Source organism: Paenibacillus sp. WG02, from assembly GCF_055396115.1.
On record NZ_AP036016.1, the window covers coordinates 7,021,923 to 7,036,694 of the forward strand.

Genomic DNA, 14,772 nt, shown 5'->3' on the forward strand with positions numbered 1-14,772 from the left:
TCAGTGCTTCTCCACCCGCACACGGCCCGAGAAAAACGTAGCGCCGCCGCCCATATCGGCTACTCGATCTGGTGTCAGCGCGTTAATCAACGCTTTGTTCCCCGGCAAATCCGCCCAAAGCCCTTGGCTCACAACTACGCCTGGCAGCACATCCGAGCCAGCCGCTACGACTAATTCGCACTCTCCGCGATCATTCCATACTCGGGCAACATCACCGCTGACCAATCCTAATGCGGAAGCATCCGCCTCATTCATATGAAGCTTCGGTGTTTTCTCCATGCGGATATGCTTCTCATTATGCGCAAACGTCGAATTCAGGAAGTTATGATTCGGTGCCGGTATGAATAAGAATGGCAGGTCACCTTCGCCCACGAGTGGCGAATATGTTGGAAGAGGCGGGAAACCTTTACTCTCCATCACTTGAGAATACAGCTCGATCTTCCCGCTTGGTGTCATCAATTTCCCAGGGAATAAGGGCTTAACGTCCGCCTTGATAAACTGTTTTTCCAGCAGTGTTTCATACGAAATGTTATTCAGAGCTGGGTTTCCGGGATGATCCAAAGCCTGGCGAATCAAAGCTTCATCGGTATCCCGCAAAGCTTCATCCTCATAGCCCATCCCCTCCGCCAACAATCGAAACACGTCCACATTCGCTTTGCTTTCCCCATATGGAGCCATGACAGGAAGCTGAAGATGCACATATTGATGCCAATAAGAGCGGTAAAAGTCCATATTTTCAAAGGAGGACGTCGCTGGAAGCACAATATCCGCGTACTTCGCGGTTTCGGTCAGAAACAGGTCATGAACCACGGTGAACAGATCCTCTCGCTGAAGTCCCTCCCTCACCTTATTCGCATGAGGAGCAACTAACGCAGGGTTGGAATTGTATACATACAGCGAATGAATAGGCGGATCAAGCTCCAGCAAAGCGCTCCCGAGCAAGTTCATATTGATTTGACGAGCTTCCTTCTCCCGCAAATCAGGTCGCTGTAAGGCGGGAATATTATGCTCCAAGTAGCTACCATTTCCTTTAATCGCGCCGCCGCCCTTATGCAACCATTGTCCCGTTAATGCAGGCAGGCAGGCTATAGTCCGCACACACATACCACCATTATCATGGTGCTGAATACCGTTTCCAATCCGAATAAAAGATGGCGAAGTCTGACCGTATACGCGAGCTAAGCGGTAGATATCTTCGACAGGGACACCCGTTATTGTAGATACCACAGAAGGATCATATTGACGCACATGTTCCCTTAGCTCCTCATGCCCAGCCGTATATTGCTGCATAAACGCTTCATCTATCAAATTCTCATCGAACAAAATATGCATGATTCCGAGAGCAAGGGCAGCATCGGTTCCTGGCAAAATCGGAATAAACCAGTCCGCCCAGCGGCCTGTTTGGTTCTTGTGGGCGTCAATCACGATGATTTGCGCGCCATTCTTACGGGCTTTTTCAGCCAACATAACCTGATGCATATTCGTACTGACCGCATTAATGCCCCACATGATGATGAGCTTAGCATGAACCGTATCCTCTGGATCGGTCCCGAAACTGCCTCCCATCGTATACTTGTAGCCTTCTGTGCCTGCTGATTCGCAGATCGAATAAAGCAGTCGGCTTGCTCCCATCCGATTGAAAAAGCGACGATCCATCCCTTCCGTCCCAATCCGCCCCATGTTGCCATAGAAGCTGTAAGGCAGAATAGACTCGGCTCCTTCATCAGCAATTAGCTGCTTCCAGCGACTTGTTATGGTTTCGATCGCTTCTTCCCAGGTGATTCTTTCAAACTGACTGCCTTCACCCTTAGGGCCCACGCGCTTCATGGGATACTGCAGCCTTTTATCATCATATATACGCGCCGTCATATTCCGGACTTTATTGCAAATAGCCCCTTGTGTTACCGGGTGATTCGGGTCTCCCTCTATTTTAACGATCTTCCCAGCTTCTTTATGAAGTAGCAGGCCGCATTGATCTGGACAATCCAGTGAGCATACGGCTGGGAAAATACCATTTTGTTCATCACGCATCGTTGTAAGCATTTAGGCACTCCTTTCAACACTTCCATTCTTTTTACTATATACCGAAATGAAGCGAAGCGAAAGCCTCTTTGCTTTTAGTACAACTGCTCCACGGCCCATTCTCCTTCCATCGGATCGCAACTCACCAGGGGCAGCTTTAATGCCTTAATGGCATGTTGCAAATATTCACCTTTGAAACAGATTTCTTGGAATACTGGAAGTGATAGCTGCTGTAGAGTGTTCATATCATTCGAATAAAAAACAGCGTCCCATCTTACTTTAGCGATAATGCGTGCTGTAATTTCTGGAGGAATTCCTTTGGCCCTGGAAATAAGCTCGGCAGCTGCATGAGGATGATTGCGGATAAACGTGTGAACCCGAACATGCGCTTTCAAATAAGCAACTGCGTCTCCTTCATGATGTCGCGCCCAATTCTCATCCGCAACAATTCCAGTTAAATAATTCACCCCCATTCCCTCTGGAAAAAGCACCTGACCTACGCCGTGGTATTGAGCCAAGCTAATATACGGTTCCCACATGACACTTCCGGCAAGCTTCCGCTTCACGATCCCCGCCATGCACTCATCCATTTCTTTATGTTCAAAATGATTCTCATGTCCGCCAAGCGATTGAAGCAGCTTCGATAAACGATAACCCGCACTCGATTGCGCTGCCGACGAAAGCGGCCATTGACTGATCTCCGAAATATCGTTGATCTCCAGTCCTTTGCGCATAACGAGTGAAATCCCTTGCCCACCGGAGGTTTTGCCGTCAAAGGCGAGTAGAATCGGACGAAATGCCGGCAGTGTCTGTCGAAGTGATTGGCTAAGCACAATCGGATAATCTCCCAAGGAAGCAATCTGGATGCTGCCCCCGATCAGGCCCTGCAGAAGCAACGTGCCGTTCGCTGCATCCAGCCATTTTACATGAACAGAACGGCTAGGATTCGCTAAGATGAGCTCTTCCTCCAACCAGCCAAGCTCTTTCATGATAAGCGCTGTCCACATATGAGCCGTTCCACTTTGATACCCAACCGTTATCGTTGGCAGCTCCTTAGAAGTGACGATAGCTGATGTGCTTAAGGCATGTGACGGATTCTGTATGCTAAAAGAGTGATGACGAACCCACTGTTCCAGTTCATTCTTATCAATTAAGATCTCTTTCCCTATTTTCACAAAAGGAAGCTGCTTTAATTTGCGCCACCTGTCAAAGGTCGATCGGCTTACACCAAGTAAATCGATCGCATCATGCAAAGAAATGAGGTTGAATCGCTGTGAGGTCATGGTCATCGCGCCTCCTGCCGGGGTTAAGATGGTCATTCATCGTCATTCATGTTCATGTGTTTCCAATTCATTGACAGTTCACTGGGCTGAGATTATATTTCATTATAGAAATATATTCATAGTAAGTCTATAGGAATTATACAATTTACGACCGGACCTCTGGAGATAACTTGGTTAGAAATCAACGAATGCAAATTATCGTTAGGGGGATTTGATCATGATTCATTTTGCTAAAAAAAGCTCCACGACAGCCATCGTATACCTTCTTGCTTCCTCTCTCCTATTGACAGCCTGCGGCAAAACAGAAACGACGGCATCTGCGAGCGGCGGCGCACCTGAAGTAACGGAGCTTCGTTATCAAGGAGGTGTCGGCTACGTTACTTTTCCAGAATTAGCTGATGATCTGGGGTACTTAGCTCCTTTGAAGCTGAAATTTATCGGCAACACGATTAGCGGTCCGCAAGATATTCAAGCCGTCGTTACAGGGGATACCGACTTTGGCGGAGCTTTTAATGGGGCTATCGTGAAATTGATATCTGCCAAAGCTCCGATTAAGCCTGTTATTGCTTATTATGGTGTCGATGAGAATACGTGGACGGGATATTACGTTTTGGATGGCAGCCCTATCAAATCTGCTAAGGACTTAATTGGCAAAAAAATTGCAGTGAATACACTAGGCGCTCACCATGAATTCGTCATTAAGGAATACTTGCACAGAGCTGGCCTAACGACGGAGGAGATTAAGCAAGTAACGCTAGTTGTCGTACCGCCGGTCACAACGGAACAGACGCTGCGCGCGGAACAAATCGATGTAGCTACACTAGGTGGTGTGCTGCGTGATAAAGCGCTGGAGCGCGGCGGCATTCACCCTCTATTTAAGGATATCGATCTGTTTGGCACCTTTAGTGCCGGCAGTTATGTGTTGACTGATAAATTCATCAAGGCGAATCCGAATGCCGCGCGTAAATTTGTTGAAGCAACCGCCAAAGCGATTGAGTGGGCTCGCACTACACCGAGGGATGAAGTGGTTGCTCGTTATGAGAAAATCATTAACACCAGAGGCAGAAAAGAAGACGCTTCTACCGTGAAGTTTTGGAAAAGTACTGGTGTTGCAGGTAAGGGCGGCTTGATATCTGATAAGGAATTCGATACTTGGATCCATTGGCTGGAGGATGAAGGTGTCCTTAAAGAGGGGCAATTGAAGATCAAAGGTCTGTACACGAATGAATTCAATCCTTTTGTAAATGAGAAGAAGTAACTAGCTCTTGAAGCTAGTTTCCGACTGGCGAAATCGTTAAGGAGGTGCTGCAAATGACAGCTAAAATAAGCATTCAGCATGTGCAGAAATCATTTCGAATCCAAAGAAACTTGGGGCATTTGAAAGAAGATTTACAGCCTATTTCCGCCCTAAAGGATATCAATTTGGAGGTGAAGAAGGGCGAATTCATGGTCATCGTCGGCCCTAGCGGCTGCGGCAAATCAACATTGCTCGACTTGCTTGCGGGCTTGACGAAGCCAAGCAGCGGGCAGATTTTGTTAGATGGCACGGCCATTAGTGGACCGAATCTGGATCGCGGCATCGTGTTTCAGCAGTATGCGCTTTTCCCGTGGAAGACGACGCTGGCGAATGTGGAGTTTGGCCTCGAAGCCAAAGGGGTAGGCCGCAAAGAACGCCGCAAAATCGCCCTAGAATTTATTCATCTGGTTGGGCTTGCCGGCTTCGAAAACCGTTATCCCCATGAGATTTCAGGAGGAATGAAACAGCGGGTTGCGATCGCCAGAAGCTTGGCCTACGATCCCGAAGTACTGCTGATGGATGAACCTTTCGCTGCGCTTGATGCCCAAACACGTGAAACCCTGCAAAGCGAATTGCTCCGTATCTGGGAGGCTACGAAAAAAACGATCATTTTCATCACGCATGGCATTGAAGAAGCGGTTTACTTAGGCCAGCGTGTCGCTGTAATGACCTCTCGTCCAGGGAGAATCAAGAAAGTCATTGATATCCCTTTTGAATCACGAAGAAGTGAAGAAGATTTGCGATCCCATCCTGACTTCGTCAAGCTGCGCCATGAAGTGTGGGATTTGCTTAAAGACGAAGTAACGAAAGCCCAGGAGCAAGAAATAGCCAAGAGCTTGGATGGCTTTGAGCACAATAAATCTGCGTTAAAAGGAGGCGTTATGAATGGCTAGTGTAAATGCGGGGAAAGCCCTGGTTCTTCGTGAAAAAGAGAGCTTTGATATCGTCGGATGGTCCTTAGCGAAGCTGAGAAAGCTGTTCAAAAACGCCATTGTCATCGTGGCCTTGCTTTTCGTATGGGAAGTGGCGCCTCGCTTAGGGCTTGTTGACCGGACGTTCTTCCCTCCGATCTCCGAAATAGCGGCTGCTTGGTGGCAGTTGCTGCTGTCCGGTGATCTTACCGAGCATACGATAGCCAGCTTATCGCGTTCTTTAGGCGGATTTACGCTGGCAATCCTTATCAGCATCCCTCTTGGACTCGCCATCGGCTGGTGGAAGCCCGTATCGGAGTATCTCAATCCCTTGCTCGAATTATTGCGAAATACGGCCGCACTTGCTATTCTGCCGGTTTTTATTCTTTTGCTCGGTCTGGGTGAAACCTCGAAGATTGCTATTGTTTTCTACGCTTGCACGTTCCCCCTTCTGCTCAACACCATTAGCGGCGTCAAGAATGTCGATCCGCTTTTGATCAAATCAGCTCGTTCGATGGGTTTATCGCAAGTACAGTTGTTTCGCAAAGTGATTATTCCCGCTGCAATTCCCACTATTTTCGTAGGCATTCGACAGGCTGGGGCTGGCTCTATTCTCGTGCTCGTTGCCGCTGAGATGGTCGGTGCGAAGTCCGGTCTCGGTTACTTAATTCAATACACACAGTTCAGTTTTCAAATTACGAATATGTACGCTGGCATTATTTCTATTTCGGTGATTGGTTTAATCATTAATTATCTGCTCGTTACACTGGAGAAGCGATTAACAGGCTGGAAGCAAACCTATAGCGAGTAAAAAAATAAAAGGGTGCGTGAGTAATCATGAGCAAAGCGAAAAGACAACTGCATTTAAATGTATTCATCATGAATACGGGACATCATGAAGCATCATGGCGACACAAGAACACAGAGCCGGAGAATATTACGGATATTCGATATTTTCAACGGATTGCGCAAATTGCGGAACAGGCTAAATTCGACTCCCTCTTCTTGGCGGATGGATTGGCGGTCAGTCAAAACATCAAGCATGGCGCGTTTGTTGGGCTTGAACCCTTCACTTTGTTATCTGCCTTAGCCGCGGTAACCGATCATATCGGACTTATCGGCACCGTCTCTACAACGTATAACGAACCCTTTCATGTTGCGCGCAAATTTGCCTCGTTGGATCACATAAGCAAGGGCCGAGCAGGCTGGAATATCGTCACATCCGGAAGCTCTTTTGAGGCTAGTAATTTCAGCAAAGATGACCATTTGGAGCACAGCAAGCGCTATGAAAGGGCCAAAGAATTCTTAGACGTAACGACCAGTCTATGGGATAGCTGGGAAGATGAAGCTCTGATCATAGATCGAGAGTCGGGCACCTTCGCAGATCGAAGTAAAGTTCGGGAAATCAATCATGTCGGCGATACCTTTAAAGTGCGCGGACCGCTGAATATACCAAGGTCTCCGCAGGGATATCCTGTGCTTGTTCAGGCGGGCTCTTCCGAGTCCGGCAAAGAATTCGCCGCTCAGTATGCGGAGGCCATATTCACTGCACAGCAAACACTTGTAGAGGCCCAACAATTTTATTCGGATGTAAAATCTAGACTTGTGAGGTATGGCCGATCTCCTGAGCAGTTGAAAATCTTACCGGGCATCTGCCCTATTATCGGTCGCACCGAGTCAGAAGCCAAAGAAAAAGAGCAAGAATTGAACGCATTAACCGTTCCGGAATATGGGCTAAATCAGTTGTCCAATATGTTGAATATTGATTTATTCTCCTATCCGTTGGATGGACCCCTGCCGGAGCTGCCCAACTTATCCGACATCAACGGCAATAAAAGCCGCTTCCAGTTGGTCGCTGATCTAGCGAAGCGTGACAATTTAACTATTCGCGGGCTGCTTCATCGTCTAGCTGGCGGACGCGGTCATCGTACGTTTGCTGGTACGCCTATCCAAATAGCTGACCAGTTGGAAGAGTGGTTCTTATACGGCGGCAGTGACGGCTTTAATGTGATGCCGCCTTATTTACCAGCCGGTTTGGAAGAATTCGCGCAGCTCGTCATACCCGAGCTGCAACGAAGAGGATTATTCCGAACGGAATATTCTGGAGCTACCCTGCGGAGACATTTGGGCTTGTCCCGACCTGCTAATCAGTATGCGACTGCTGCCGTTGGAGGCGCATAAATATAATAAAATGGAGGTTATTCGTATGAGTGTAAATGAACAAGTTAAGGTAAATCCCGATCACATTGAGGTGCTTCCGATTGCAGGCAGAATTGGTGCAGAAATTAAAGGGGTGAGCCTTAACGCTGATCTGGATACTCAGACGGTTAGGATAATCCGAGAAGCGTTATTGCAGCACAAAGTCATTTTCATCCGTGATCAGCATCAGCTGGATGACGCGGGACAGGAGGCTTTTGCTCGCCTGCTTGGTGATCCTGTTGCTCATCCGACGGTGCCAATTAAAACCGGCACTGATTATGTGCTTGAGCTTGATTCCGCTCATGGCGGGCGGGCCGATTCTTGGCACACCGATGTGACCTTCGTAGATGCTTACCCGCAGGCCTCTGTGCTTCGTGCCGTTGTAGTTCCCGCTTCCGGCGGCGACACGGTTTGGGCGAATACGGCTGCCGCATATGAGCACCTCCCCTCTGAGCTGCGTACCCTCGTGGACCAGCTATGGGCACTGCATAGCAACGACTACGATTATGCCGCGCAGCGTCCTGAAGTCTCTCCCGAGAAGGAGCGCCATCATCGGGAAGTGTTTGCCTCCACGGTGTATGAAACCGAGCATCCGATCGTTCGGGTGCATCCCGAGACGGGTGAGCGCACGCTTGTGCTTGGCCACTTTGCAAAGAAAATCCTGGGCCTTTCTTCCGCAGATTCTGTCCAACTCTTGTCTCTACTTCAGGGGCATATTACCAAGCTCGAAAATACAGTTCGTTGGCGCTGGTCTGCCGGAGATGTCGTAATCTGGGATAATCGCGCAACACAGCACTACGCGATCAACGATTACGGTGATCAGCATCGGATTGTGCGCCGAGTCACTGTAGACGGCGATGTTCCAGTGGGTATCGATGGCCGACAGAGTGTCACACGCGTTAAGCGGCCGTCTGAGTCTTTAACGAAAACGAGTGCATAGTTAAGATTAACAAAAGCCCCACAACAAGGTTAATGGCCTTGTTGTGGGGCTTTTGTTCGTCGAAGCCGAATGAATGATATTCCTGTCTCCCGTTAAGCGTGTTTTTCATTGCTACGGAGTCAATTTCTTGCGCTCCTCTCACTGTAACGATGAAAAACATCGTCTCAGCTGCATTCTTCGTCAGATTAGGCGAATCCAACGACTTTAAGAATGTTTTTCATCGTTACGGAGTTAATTTCTCGCGCTCCCCACACTTTAGCGATGAAAAACATCGTTTCAATAGCTTTCTTCCTACAATGGAGCTAAGCCAGAAGCACTCATCGGAATATGATCAAGCAGGCTGCCTTAATCGTTCCCGTGTCGAACAAAAAAAGCCCGCAGGTGAACTCACCCGCGGACTTGATTTCTAACGCTGCTTCTTACCCAGATTCAGCTCTTTCATGATTTGTTGACCTGTCGGCGTTTGAGCTAAGCCACCTTTGGCTGTCTCCCGGTGTTTCTCCGGCATCGCCGTGCCTACTTCATACATGACTTGAACGACTTCATCCGACGGGATGACGGATCTGACACCGGCCAAAGCCATATCGGCTGCCGCCATGGCATTGACAGCCCCAAATCCATTCCGGACAATACAAGGAATTTCAACCAAACCGCCAACGGGGTCACATATGAGCCCCAAGGTGTTCTTCAGTGCTAGCCCCACTGCGTGCATCGCCTGTTCAGGCGTACCGCCGCGAAGCTCCACGAGCGCACCTGCCGCCATTCCAATGGCGGACCCAACTTCAGCCTGGCATCCACCTTCTGCACCGGAGACGAAGGAGTTGTTGGCGATGACATAACCAATGGCGCCTGCGCTCAACAAGCCATTGACCATATGGTCGTCATCCCATCCAAATCGCTGCTGACTGCTAATGAAAACACCTGGAATAATCCCGCAGGAGCCAGCCGTCGGCGTAGCGATGATACGTCCCATGGATGCGTTGACTTCTGATACGGCGAGCGCATAAGCCATCGCTTTGCAGGCTTCTTCGCCTAAGGACGCTTCTGTCGTCGTCATATAGCTCGCTACACGCTGCGCGTCTTTGCCAGTCAACCCGCTTCGGGATGTTGTATCCTCCGTCAATCCTTTGGCGACAGCTTCTTTCATAATTTGGTAATACGCTCGCATTTTTTCAAAGACATACTCAGGTGGTTTGCCCGACTCTTGGCTCTGATCAGCCAGCATGACTTCTGCAATGGTTAATCCTTCGGAAGCACATACTTCCGTTAATTGTTTCAATGTCCGGAATCTCATTTATTCGCCTCTTTCTGCGAGGTCTACTTTTTTTATTTCGAATATCATACTTAAATTCTTAAGCTCTTGTATAAGCGAATCCGGAATCGATACATCCGTTTCGATCACTGTCATCGCTTCCCGATCGCGGCCCTTCCGATCCAAATCCATGAAACCAATATTGATTTCGCTGCGCCCCAATAAGGCGGTAATATCTGCAATCATCCCTGGACGATCGTGATGGGAAATCACTAACGTAGGGTATACCGCAGTAAATTTTACATCAAATTGATTCACATTAACAATCTCAACATTGCCCCCGCCGATCGATGCTCCCGTCATGCTCAATTCCCGTGTATCGGATGAAAGTAGGAATCGAACGGTGTTGGGATGATCAGCTTTATCTTTACTTGTAAGGAAGGCAATTTCCACACCAAGCGCTTCTGCCTCTTCGGCAGCAACAGGAATACGCGGATCATCGGTTTCATAATCCAGTAGACCGCCAATGAGCGCCAAATCGGTGCCATGCCCCCGGTAGGTATCCGCGAAAGAACCGTATAATGTGATTTCAACCTTCTTCGGCTGTTCGCCAAGCAGTTGTCTGGCAACACGTCCTAGCCGGACTGCTCCCGCGGTATGAGAGCTTGATGGACCGATCATAGATGGTCCGATGATCGAAAACACATCTTTAAAACGCATCATGCAGCTCTCCTAACCTATAGTGTTGTTACCTTTACTCCCATTGTATGAAGCGGATTCAATAAAGACAAGTCTTCAATGCGTCCTTATAACGATTTCTTTCCTTGAGCAATGATAGGCATCCCTAATACGGACTTGGGTTTATGCCGTTGGACATAAGGGTCTTGTGTAAATAGTCCCATCAATTTAGAGAGGAGATGATAGGAATCCGTTTCTTCCGTGAAAGCTTGAGAGGCTCGCATGACGGCCGCTAGTTCTAGCACCTGTGAGTATCCGTTGCTTGTCTCAAATTCTGTTCTCTCCGTCAACATGACAGGTTGGTCCGAAGAATCACTATTTATATTTAACAGCAGAGTGCCATCTTGCTGAGCAATCCTAAATCGCTCACAACCGCCGTTTGTTTCCCACTGCTGCAGGCAATTCTCTAAATCCATTCGCGCTCTTATATCTGCGATCCATTGTTTTCTCGAGAAGTTTCATTATGATCTCATCGATAATAGCAGGTACTTGCGAATTGAATCCGGTCTGATTTTCATGTGTACAATATGTAGTTTATGCATTTGCTCCAGCACACGCGCTATTTGAATCGCAATCTTAAGAAAAATAGGAACCGTTATGCTACTAGATTGGGCAAAATGACGCAGAGTCATTCCATGTACCCATTCACTAGCCAGGACTAGAACATTTCCTTGTCTTAATAAGGCGATCGGTTTGATAACACCTTGAATATGTAAACTTCCGGCTATTTCATATTCATTAATAAGCTTCGCATTTTCAATAATCGCTCTATGGCCTTCTTTAACTATCTTTAAAAGCACCTCGCAAGCATGTTCATCCGAAGTAGCGTGGCAAACGATAATCGTTGGATCTTCAAAAATGACTTGATGAACATGATAACCAGTTACGGTAATCATGATGTCGGCTCCTTTATCTAAAGAGGTAGAGTCTTTCATCATAGTAACATATTCGACGACAATTCGCCTTTACATGTGAAAAAGCGATCCCTCCCTTGTGGAACCAAGAGAAAAAGATCGCTTATCGAAAAACTAGCCAAATTTATGTAACGGTATCCCTTTTACATTTAATTGCACACTAAAGACGGCTCCTGCATAAGGCTGTTCTGATAGTAGCTGCGAATTCAAGCCCTGCCGTGCACTAGTAATGAAGAGTTGATCAAGAGTATCTCCGCCAAAAGCACACGATGTGACCTGAGCAGCTGGCACTTTAATTTCATCCAATAGACTACCGTCCATCGGGTTCCATCGGGATACTTTGTATCCGCCCCATTGCGCGATCCAGAGCATTCCCTCCGTATCTGTCGTCATGCCATCAGGAACGCCTTGACCTTCCGGTATTTGGACAACAACCCTGGGATTGCTGATCTCTCCTGTTTCAAGCTCGTAATCAAAAGCGTTCACCTGCTTCGTCAAAGAATCAATATAGTACATGATGCTGTTGTCAGGGCTCCAGGAAATCCCGTTAGAAACACTAACATTTCCCAACATCTTTCGTACAGTCATGTCCTGATCTATGCAATAAAGCGAGCCTTCCTCTTTCTTTCCATTCATACTCATGGTGCCCGCCCAGAATCTTCCCCTTGCGTCACACTTCCCATCATTAAACCGATTATCCGGCAAATGAGCTTCCGGGTCTGCAAGATGAACGATTTCCCCTGTTTCGAGATCGAGAAAATAAAACCCATACTGGGCAGCGAGAATAGCTCCACCCGACTTTCTTAGCGCAATTGCTCCTACTTGTTGTCTAATCGCAATGATTTGTTCCACTTGGGTTTCCAGATTCAAAATATGGATTTTCCCTGCGGGAATGTCTACCCAATACAACAACTTGCCATCGACATCCCAACAAGGGCCTTCCGCAAGATCAGACTGGTTGGGAATGAACTATTTTCAAATGGTGTGTCATACTGCCGCTACTCCGCAACGAAACGATTCGTCAGTGTTCCAAGCTTTTCAATTTCGATCGTTACGATATCCCCGTCCTTCAAATACACTTGCTTTTCCGTGGATACCCCAATACAACCCCTTCAGGTGTTCCTGTTAAAATAATATCGCCCGGCATTAACGTCATATGCTGGGAAATGTAGCTAACGATTTCGTCGCAATGGAAAATCATATCCGATGTGTTCGAGTGCTGCCTTACTTCTTCATTTACATACGTTTTAATTTCAAGATCGTTCGGATTGCTCACTTCATCCGCCGTCACGACATAAGGACCGATTGGCGCAAATTTATCGCAAGATTTACCCAACATCCATTGCTGTGTCCTGACCTGCAAATCGCGTGCTGACAGATCATTAGCATTGCAGTAGCCAAAGACGTGATCGAGCGCCTGTTCCTTGGTAATATATTTGGCTGTTTTACCAATGACGATAGCTAATTCCGCCTCATAGTCAACTTTTTCCGAAACCTTGGGTAATGAAATGTCGTCGCCATGACCTGCCAATGTGTTGTTGAATTTATTGAACAGAATCGGATATTGCGGGATCTGTGCACCCGTTTCCTCCGCATGTCTGCGATAATTAAGTCCCACGCAAATGATTTTATTCGGATGCGTAATGCAAGGACCTAAGACTAAAGTGGATTCGTCCAATAAGTAAGCTGTTTTGTCGTTATCTAAAGCAAGAACCATATCGATATACTCACGCAGTTCGTTTAACGCACCAGTCCCGCCTTCGATAACTTCGTGTAAGGTCGTAGGTATTGTTTTTCCAGTGGTAATAGTTGATAATGCCGCCGAGACGTCGACTACGCCTTGATCCATTTTCACACCTAAGCGGTAAGTCCCGTTTTGTATAAACGTTAATAATTTCATATTAAAAAAACTCCTATCTTAGGGTCTTTTGATGATTAACTCTCTCAATACGGATTCGATGATTTCAAGCGTTGTATCAATATCCTGATCTGTATGACTGTAACTGATATGATTGCGTTTAATATTCATTGGCATCTTAAAAATGCCCTTCTCGATTAGTTTCTTACGGTAAGCTACATATAGCTCTGCGTCATTTTTCTGCAAATCAGAGTAGTTTTTCGGTTCGCTTGTCATGAAATAAGTCGTCCACACCGAACCGAAGCCTGCCACATAAGCCTCGATGCCAAGCCGCTCGTGAATACCACGAATCCCAGAACGCATCTTCTCGCCTAATCGGAAAATGTGCTCGTGCACCGGTTCGTTCTCCATTAGTTCAAGTGTCGCTATAGAAGCGGCTGTGCCTACAGCATGACCATTGTAGGTTCCTGCAAACCAGACATCTCCGCCTGGATACGTATTGAAGCGCTGCATATACTCCCGCTTACCAGCAACAGCGGCGATTGGGTAGCCGTTCGCCATCGCTTTGCCCATCGTTGTCAAATCAGGTGTAACCCCTGCCACCTTCTGAAAACCGCCGATATCATGGCGGAAGCCGGTAATGACTTCGTCAAAGATCAGCAGCGCTCCATTTGCCGAGCAAAGCTCTCGAAGTCCTTCCAAGAATCCAGGCTGCGGCATCACACACCCGATATTATGAGGAATCGGCTCCACAATCAAGGACGCGATTTGCCCTTTATTCTCACGGAAGGTTCTTTCGACATCTTCCAGATCATTAAACGTACAGACCAAGGTATTGTCGATCGCTTCGTCCATCATGCCGGCTGACCCGGGATCGCGTTTGCCAATCATGTCCCAAGCGCTGAGCATATTGCGAGCGACATAATCGTGCCAGCCGTGATAGCAGCCTTGAAATTTGATCAGCTTGCTGCGTCCTGTAACCGCACGAGATAAACGGATCGCATGATAAGTAGCTTCCGATCCGGAATTGCAAAACAGCACCTGCTCTGACGAAGGGACATGCTTACAAATTTTACGAGCCAATTCCACTTCCAGATCCGTACAACCGACACCGTACAAATCGGTTCGCTGAATAGCTTCAATCACTTTTCCATTCACATAAGGATGACTATGTCCCAGAATAATCGGGCCAAATGCACCTTGATAATCAATGTACTTGTTACCTTCTGCGTCATAGATGTAAGCGCCTTCACCTTTGGTGAAAACCTTCATTGGATTCACGTTGCGAATGGATGTATGAACCCCGCCTGGCGAATAAAGTTTCGATTCTTCATAAATTTCTACATTTTTGGACATGC

The 14,772-nt window shown here is 47.4% G+C and carries 13 protein-coding genes and 1 pseudogene; 5 read left to right on the forward strand and 9 right to left on the reverse strand.

Translation table 11 applies throughout. From position 1 onward, the window contains the following. Together ACBP55_RS31770 and ACBP55_RS31775 are read right to left on the reverse strand one after the other, a co-directional pair. Entirely contained in the window at nucleotides 1–2,043 is a 2,043-nt protein-coding gene (locus tag ACBP55_RS31770; RefSeq protein ID WP_464647394.1) for a molybdopterin oxidoreductase family protein, read from the reverse strand. Between the two features lie 74 nt (nucleotides 2,044–2,117). Beyond that, entirely contained in the window at nucleotides 2,118–3,311 is a 1,194-nt protein-coding gene (locus ACBP55_RS31775; RefSeq protein ID WP_464647396.1) for a helix-turn-helix domain-containing protein, read from the reverse strand. 211 nt (nucleotides 3,312–3,522) lie between these two features. Between ACBP55_RS31775 and ACBP55_RS31780 the strand changes: the two genes are divergently transcribed. Genes ACBP55_RS31780 through ACBP55_RS31800 form a run of 5 tightly spaced genes read left to right on the forward strand, consistent with a single transcriptional unit; the run spans nucleotide 3,523 to nucleotide 8,652 of the window. After that, nucleotides 3,523–4,563 (forward strand): ABC transporter substrate-binding protein, encoded by a 1,041-nt coding sequence (locus tag ACBP55_RS31780; RefSeq protein WP_464647398.1) that lies wholly within the window; start codon nucleotides 3,523–3,525, stop codon nucleotides 4,561–4,563. Between the two features lie 53 nt (nucleotides 4,564–4,616). Beyond that, nucleotides 4,617–5,495, forward strand: a complete 879-nt coding sequence (locus ACBP55_RS31785; protein ID WP_464647400.1) for an ABC transporter ATP-binding protein — start codon at nucleotides 4,617–4,619, stop codon at nucleotides 5,493–5,495. Beyond that, nucleotides 5,488–6,324 (forward strand): ABC transporter permease, encoded by an 837-nt coding sequence (locus ACBP55_RS31790; RefSeq protein ID WP_464647401.1) that lies wholly within the window; start codon nucleotides 5,488–5,490, stop codon nucleotides 6,322–6,324. The genes ACBP55_RS31785 and ACBP55_RS31790 overlap by 8 nt, the downstream gene beginning before the upstream one ends. Before the next feature lie 26 nt (nucleotides 6,325–6,350). Further along, complete coding sequence (locus ACBP55_RS31795) at nucleotides 6,351–7,694, forward strand: LLM class flavin-dependent oxidoreductase (RefSeq protein ID WP_464647403.1); 1,344 nt, start codon at nucleotides 6,351–6,353, stop codon at nucleotides 7,692–7,694. Nucleotides 7,695–7,719: 25 nt separating this feature from the next. Further along, nucleotides 7,720–8,652, forward strand: a complete 933-nt coding sequence (locus ACBP55_RS31800) for a TauD/TfdA dioxygenase family protein (RefSeq protein WP_464647405.1) — start codon at nucleotides 7,720–7,722, stop codon at nucleotides 8,650–8,652. A 406-nt stretch (nucleotides 8,653–9,058) separates the two neighbouring features. Here the strand turns inward: ACBP55_RS31800 and sdaAA are convergent, their stop codons facing one another. The 7 genes and pseudogenes from sdaAA to ACBP55_RS31835 all read right to left on the reverse strand — a co-directional run bounded on the left by sdaAA (nucleotide 9,059) and on the right by ACBP55_RS31835 (nucleotide 14,770). Beyond that, complete coding sequence (gene sdaAA, locus ACBP55_RS31805; protein WP_261302417.1) at nucleotides 9,059–9,946, reverse strand: L-serine ammonia-lyase, iron-sulfur-dependent, subunit alpha; 888 nt, start codon at nucleotides 9,944–9,946, stop codon at nucleotides 9,059–9,061. Then, nucleotides 9,947–10,624 carry an L-serine ammonia-lyase, iron-sulfur-dependent subunit beta gene (sdaAB, locus tag ACBP55_RS31810; RefSeq protein ID WP_464653488.1) on the reverse strand — a complete coding sequence of 226 codons (678 nt, stop codon included), beginning with the start codon at nucleotides 10,622–10,624 and terminating at the stop codon, nucleotides 9,947–9,949. 86 nt (nucleotides 10,625–10,710) lie between these two features. After that, nucleotides 10,711–11,058 carry a hypothetical protein gene (locus ACBP55_RS31815; protein ID WP_464647407.1) on the reverse strand — a complete coding sequence of 116 codons (348 nt, stop codon included), beginning with the start codon at nucleotides 11,056–11,058 and terminating at the stop codon, nucleotides 10,711–10,713. Between the two features lie 45 nt (nucleotides 11,059–11,103). Beyond that, entirely contained in the window at nucleotides 11,104–11,538 is a 435-nt protein-coding gene (locus tag ACBP55_RS31820) for a protein kinase domain-containing protein (RefSeq protein ID WP_464647409.1), read from the reverse strand. Between the two features lie 132 nt (nucleotides 11,539–11,670). After that, nucleotides 11,671–12,522 (reverse strand): SMP-30/gluconolactonase/LRE family protein, encoded by an 852-nt coding sequence (locus tag ACBP55_RS31825; protein WP_464653490.1) that lies wholly within the window; start codon nucleotides 12,520–12,522, stop codon nucleotides 11,671–11,673. A gap of 32 nt (nucleotides 12,523–12,554) precedes the next feature. After that, a pseudogene (locus ACBP55_RS31830) lies at nucleotides 12,555–13,456 on the reverse strand (fumarylacetoacetate hydrolase family protein). Nucleotides 13,457–13,474: 18 nt separating this feature from the next. After that, complete coding sequence (locus ACBP55_RS31835; protein WP_464647411.1) at nucleotides 13,475–14,770, reverse strand: aspartate aminotransferase family protein; 1,296 nt, start codon at nucleotides 14,768–14,770, stop codon at nucleotides 13,475–13,477. Nucleotides 14,771–14,772 lie beyond the last annotated feature (2 nt).

Coding starts and splice junctions, on each gene's coding strand:
- ACBP55_RS31770 (WP_464647394.1), bottom strand. CDS start 2,043: ATGCTTACAACGATGCGTGATGAACAAAATGGTATTTTCCCAGCCGTA.
- ACBP55_RS31775 (WP_464647396.1), bottom strand. CDS start 3,311: ATGACCATGACCTCACAGCGATTCAACCTCATTTCTTTGCATGATGCG.
- ACBP55_RS31780 (WP_464647398.1), top strand. CDS start 3,523: ATGATTCATTTTGCTAAAAAAAGCTCCACGACAGCCATCGTATACCTT.
- ACBP55_RS31785 (WP_464647400.1), top strand. CDS start 4,617: ATGACAGCTAAAATAAGCATTCAGCATGTGCAGAAATCATTTCGAATC.
- ACBP55_RS31790 (WP_464647401.1), top strand. CDS start 5,488: ATGGCTAGTGTAAATGCGGGGAAAGCCCTGGTTCTTCGTGAAAAAGAG.
- ACBP55_RS31795 (WP_464647403.1), top strand. CDS start 6,351: ATGAGCAAAGCGAAAAGACAACTGCATTTAAATGTATTCATCATGAAT.
- ACBP55_RS31800 (WP_464647405.1), top strand. CDS start 7,720: ATGAGTGTAAATGAACAAGTTAAGGTAAATCCCGATCACATTGAGGTG.
- sdaAA (WP_261302417.1), bottom strand. CDS start 9,946: ATGAGATTCCGGACATTGAAACAATTAACGGAAGTATGTGCTTCCGAA.
- sdaAB (WP_464653488.1), bottom strand. CDS start 10,624: ATGCGTTTTAAAGATGTGTTTTCGATCATCGGACCATCTATGATCGGT.
- ACBP55_RS31815 (WP_464647407.1), bottom strand. CDS start 11,058: ATGGATTTAGAGAATTGCCTGCAGCAGTGGGAAACAAACGGCGGTTGT.
- ACBP55_RS31820 (WP_464647409.1), bottom strand. CDS start 11,538: ATGATTACCGTAACTGGTTATCATGTTCATCAAGTCATTTTTGAAGAT.
- ACBP55_RS31835 (WP_464647411.1), bottom strand. CDS start 14,770: ATGTCCAAAAATGTAGAAATTTATGAAGAATCGAAACTTTATTCGCCA.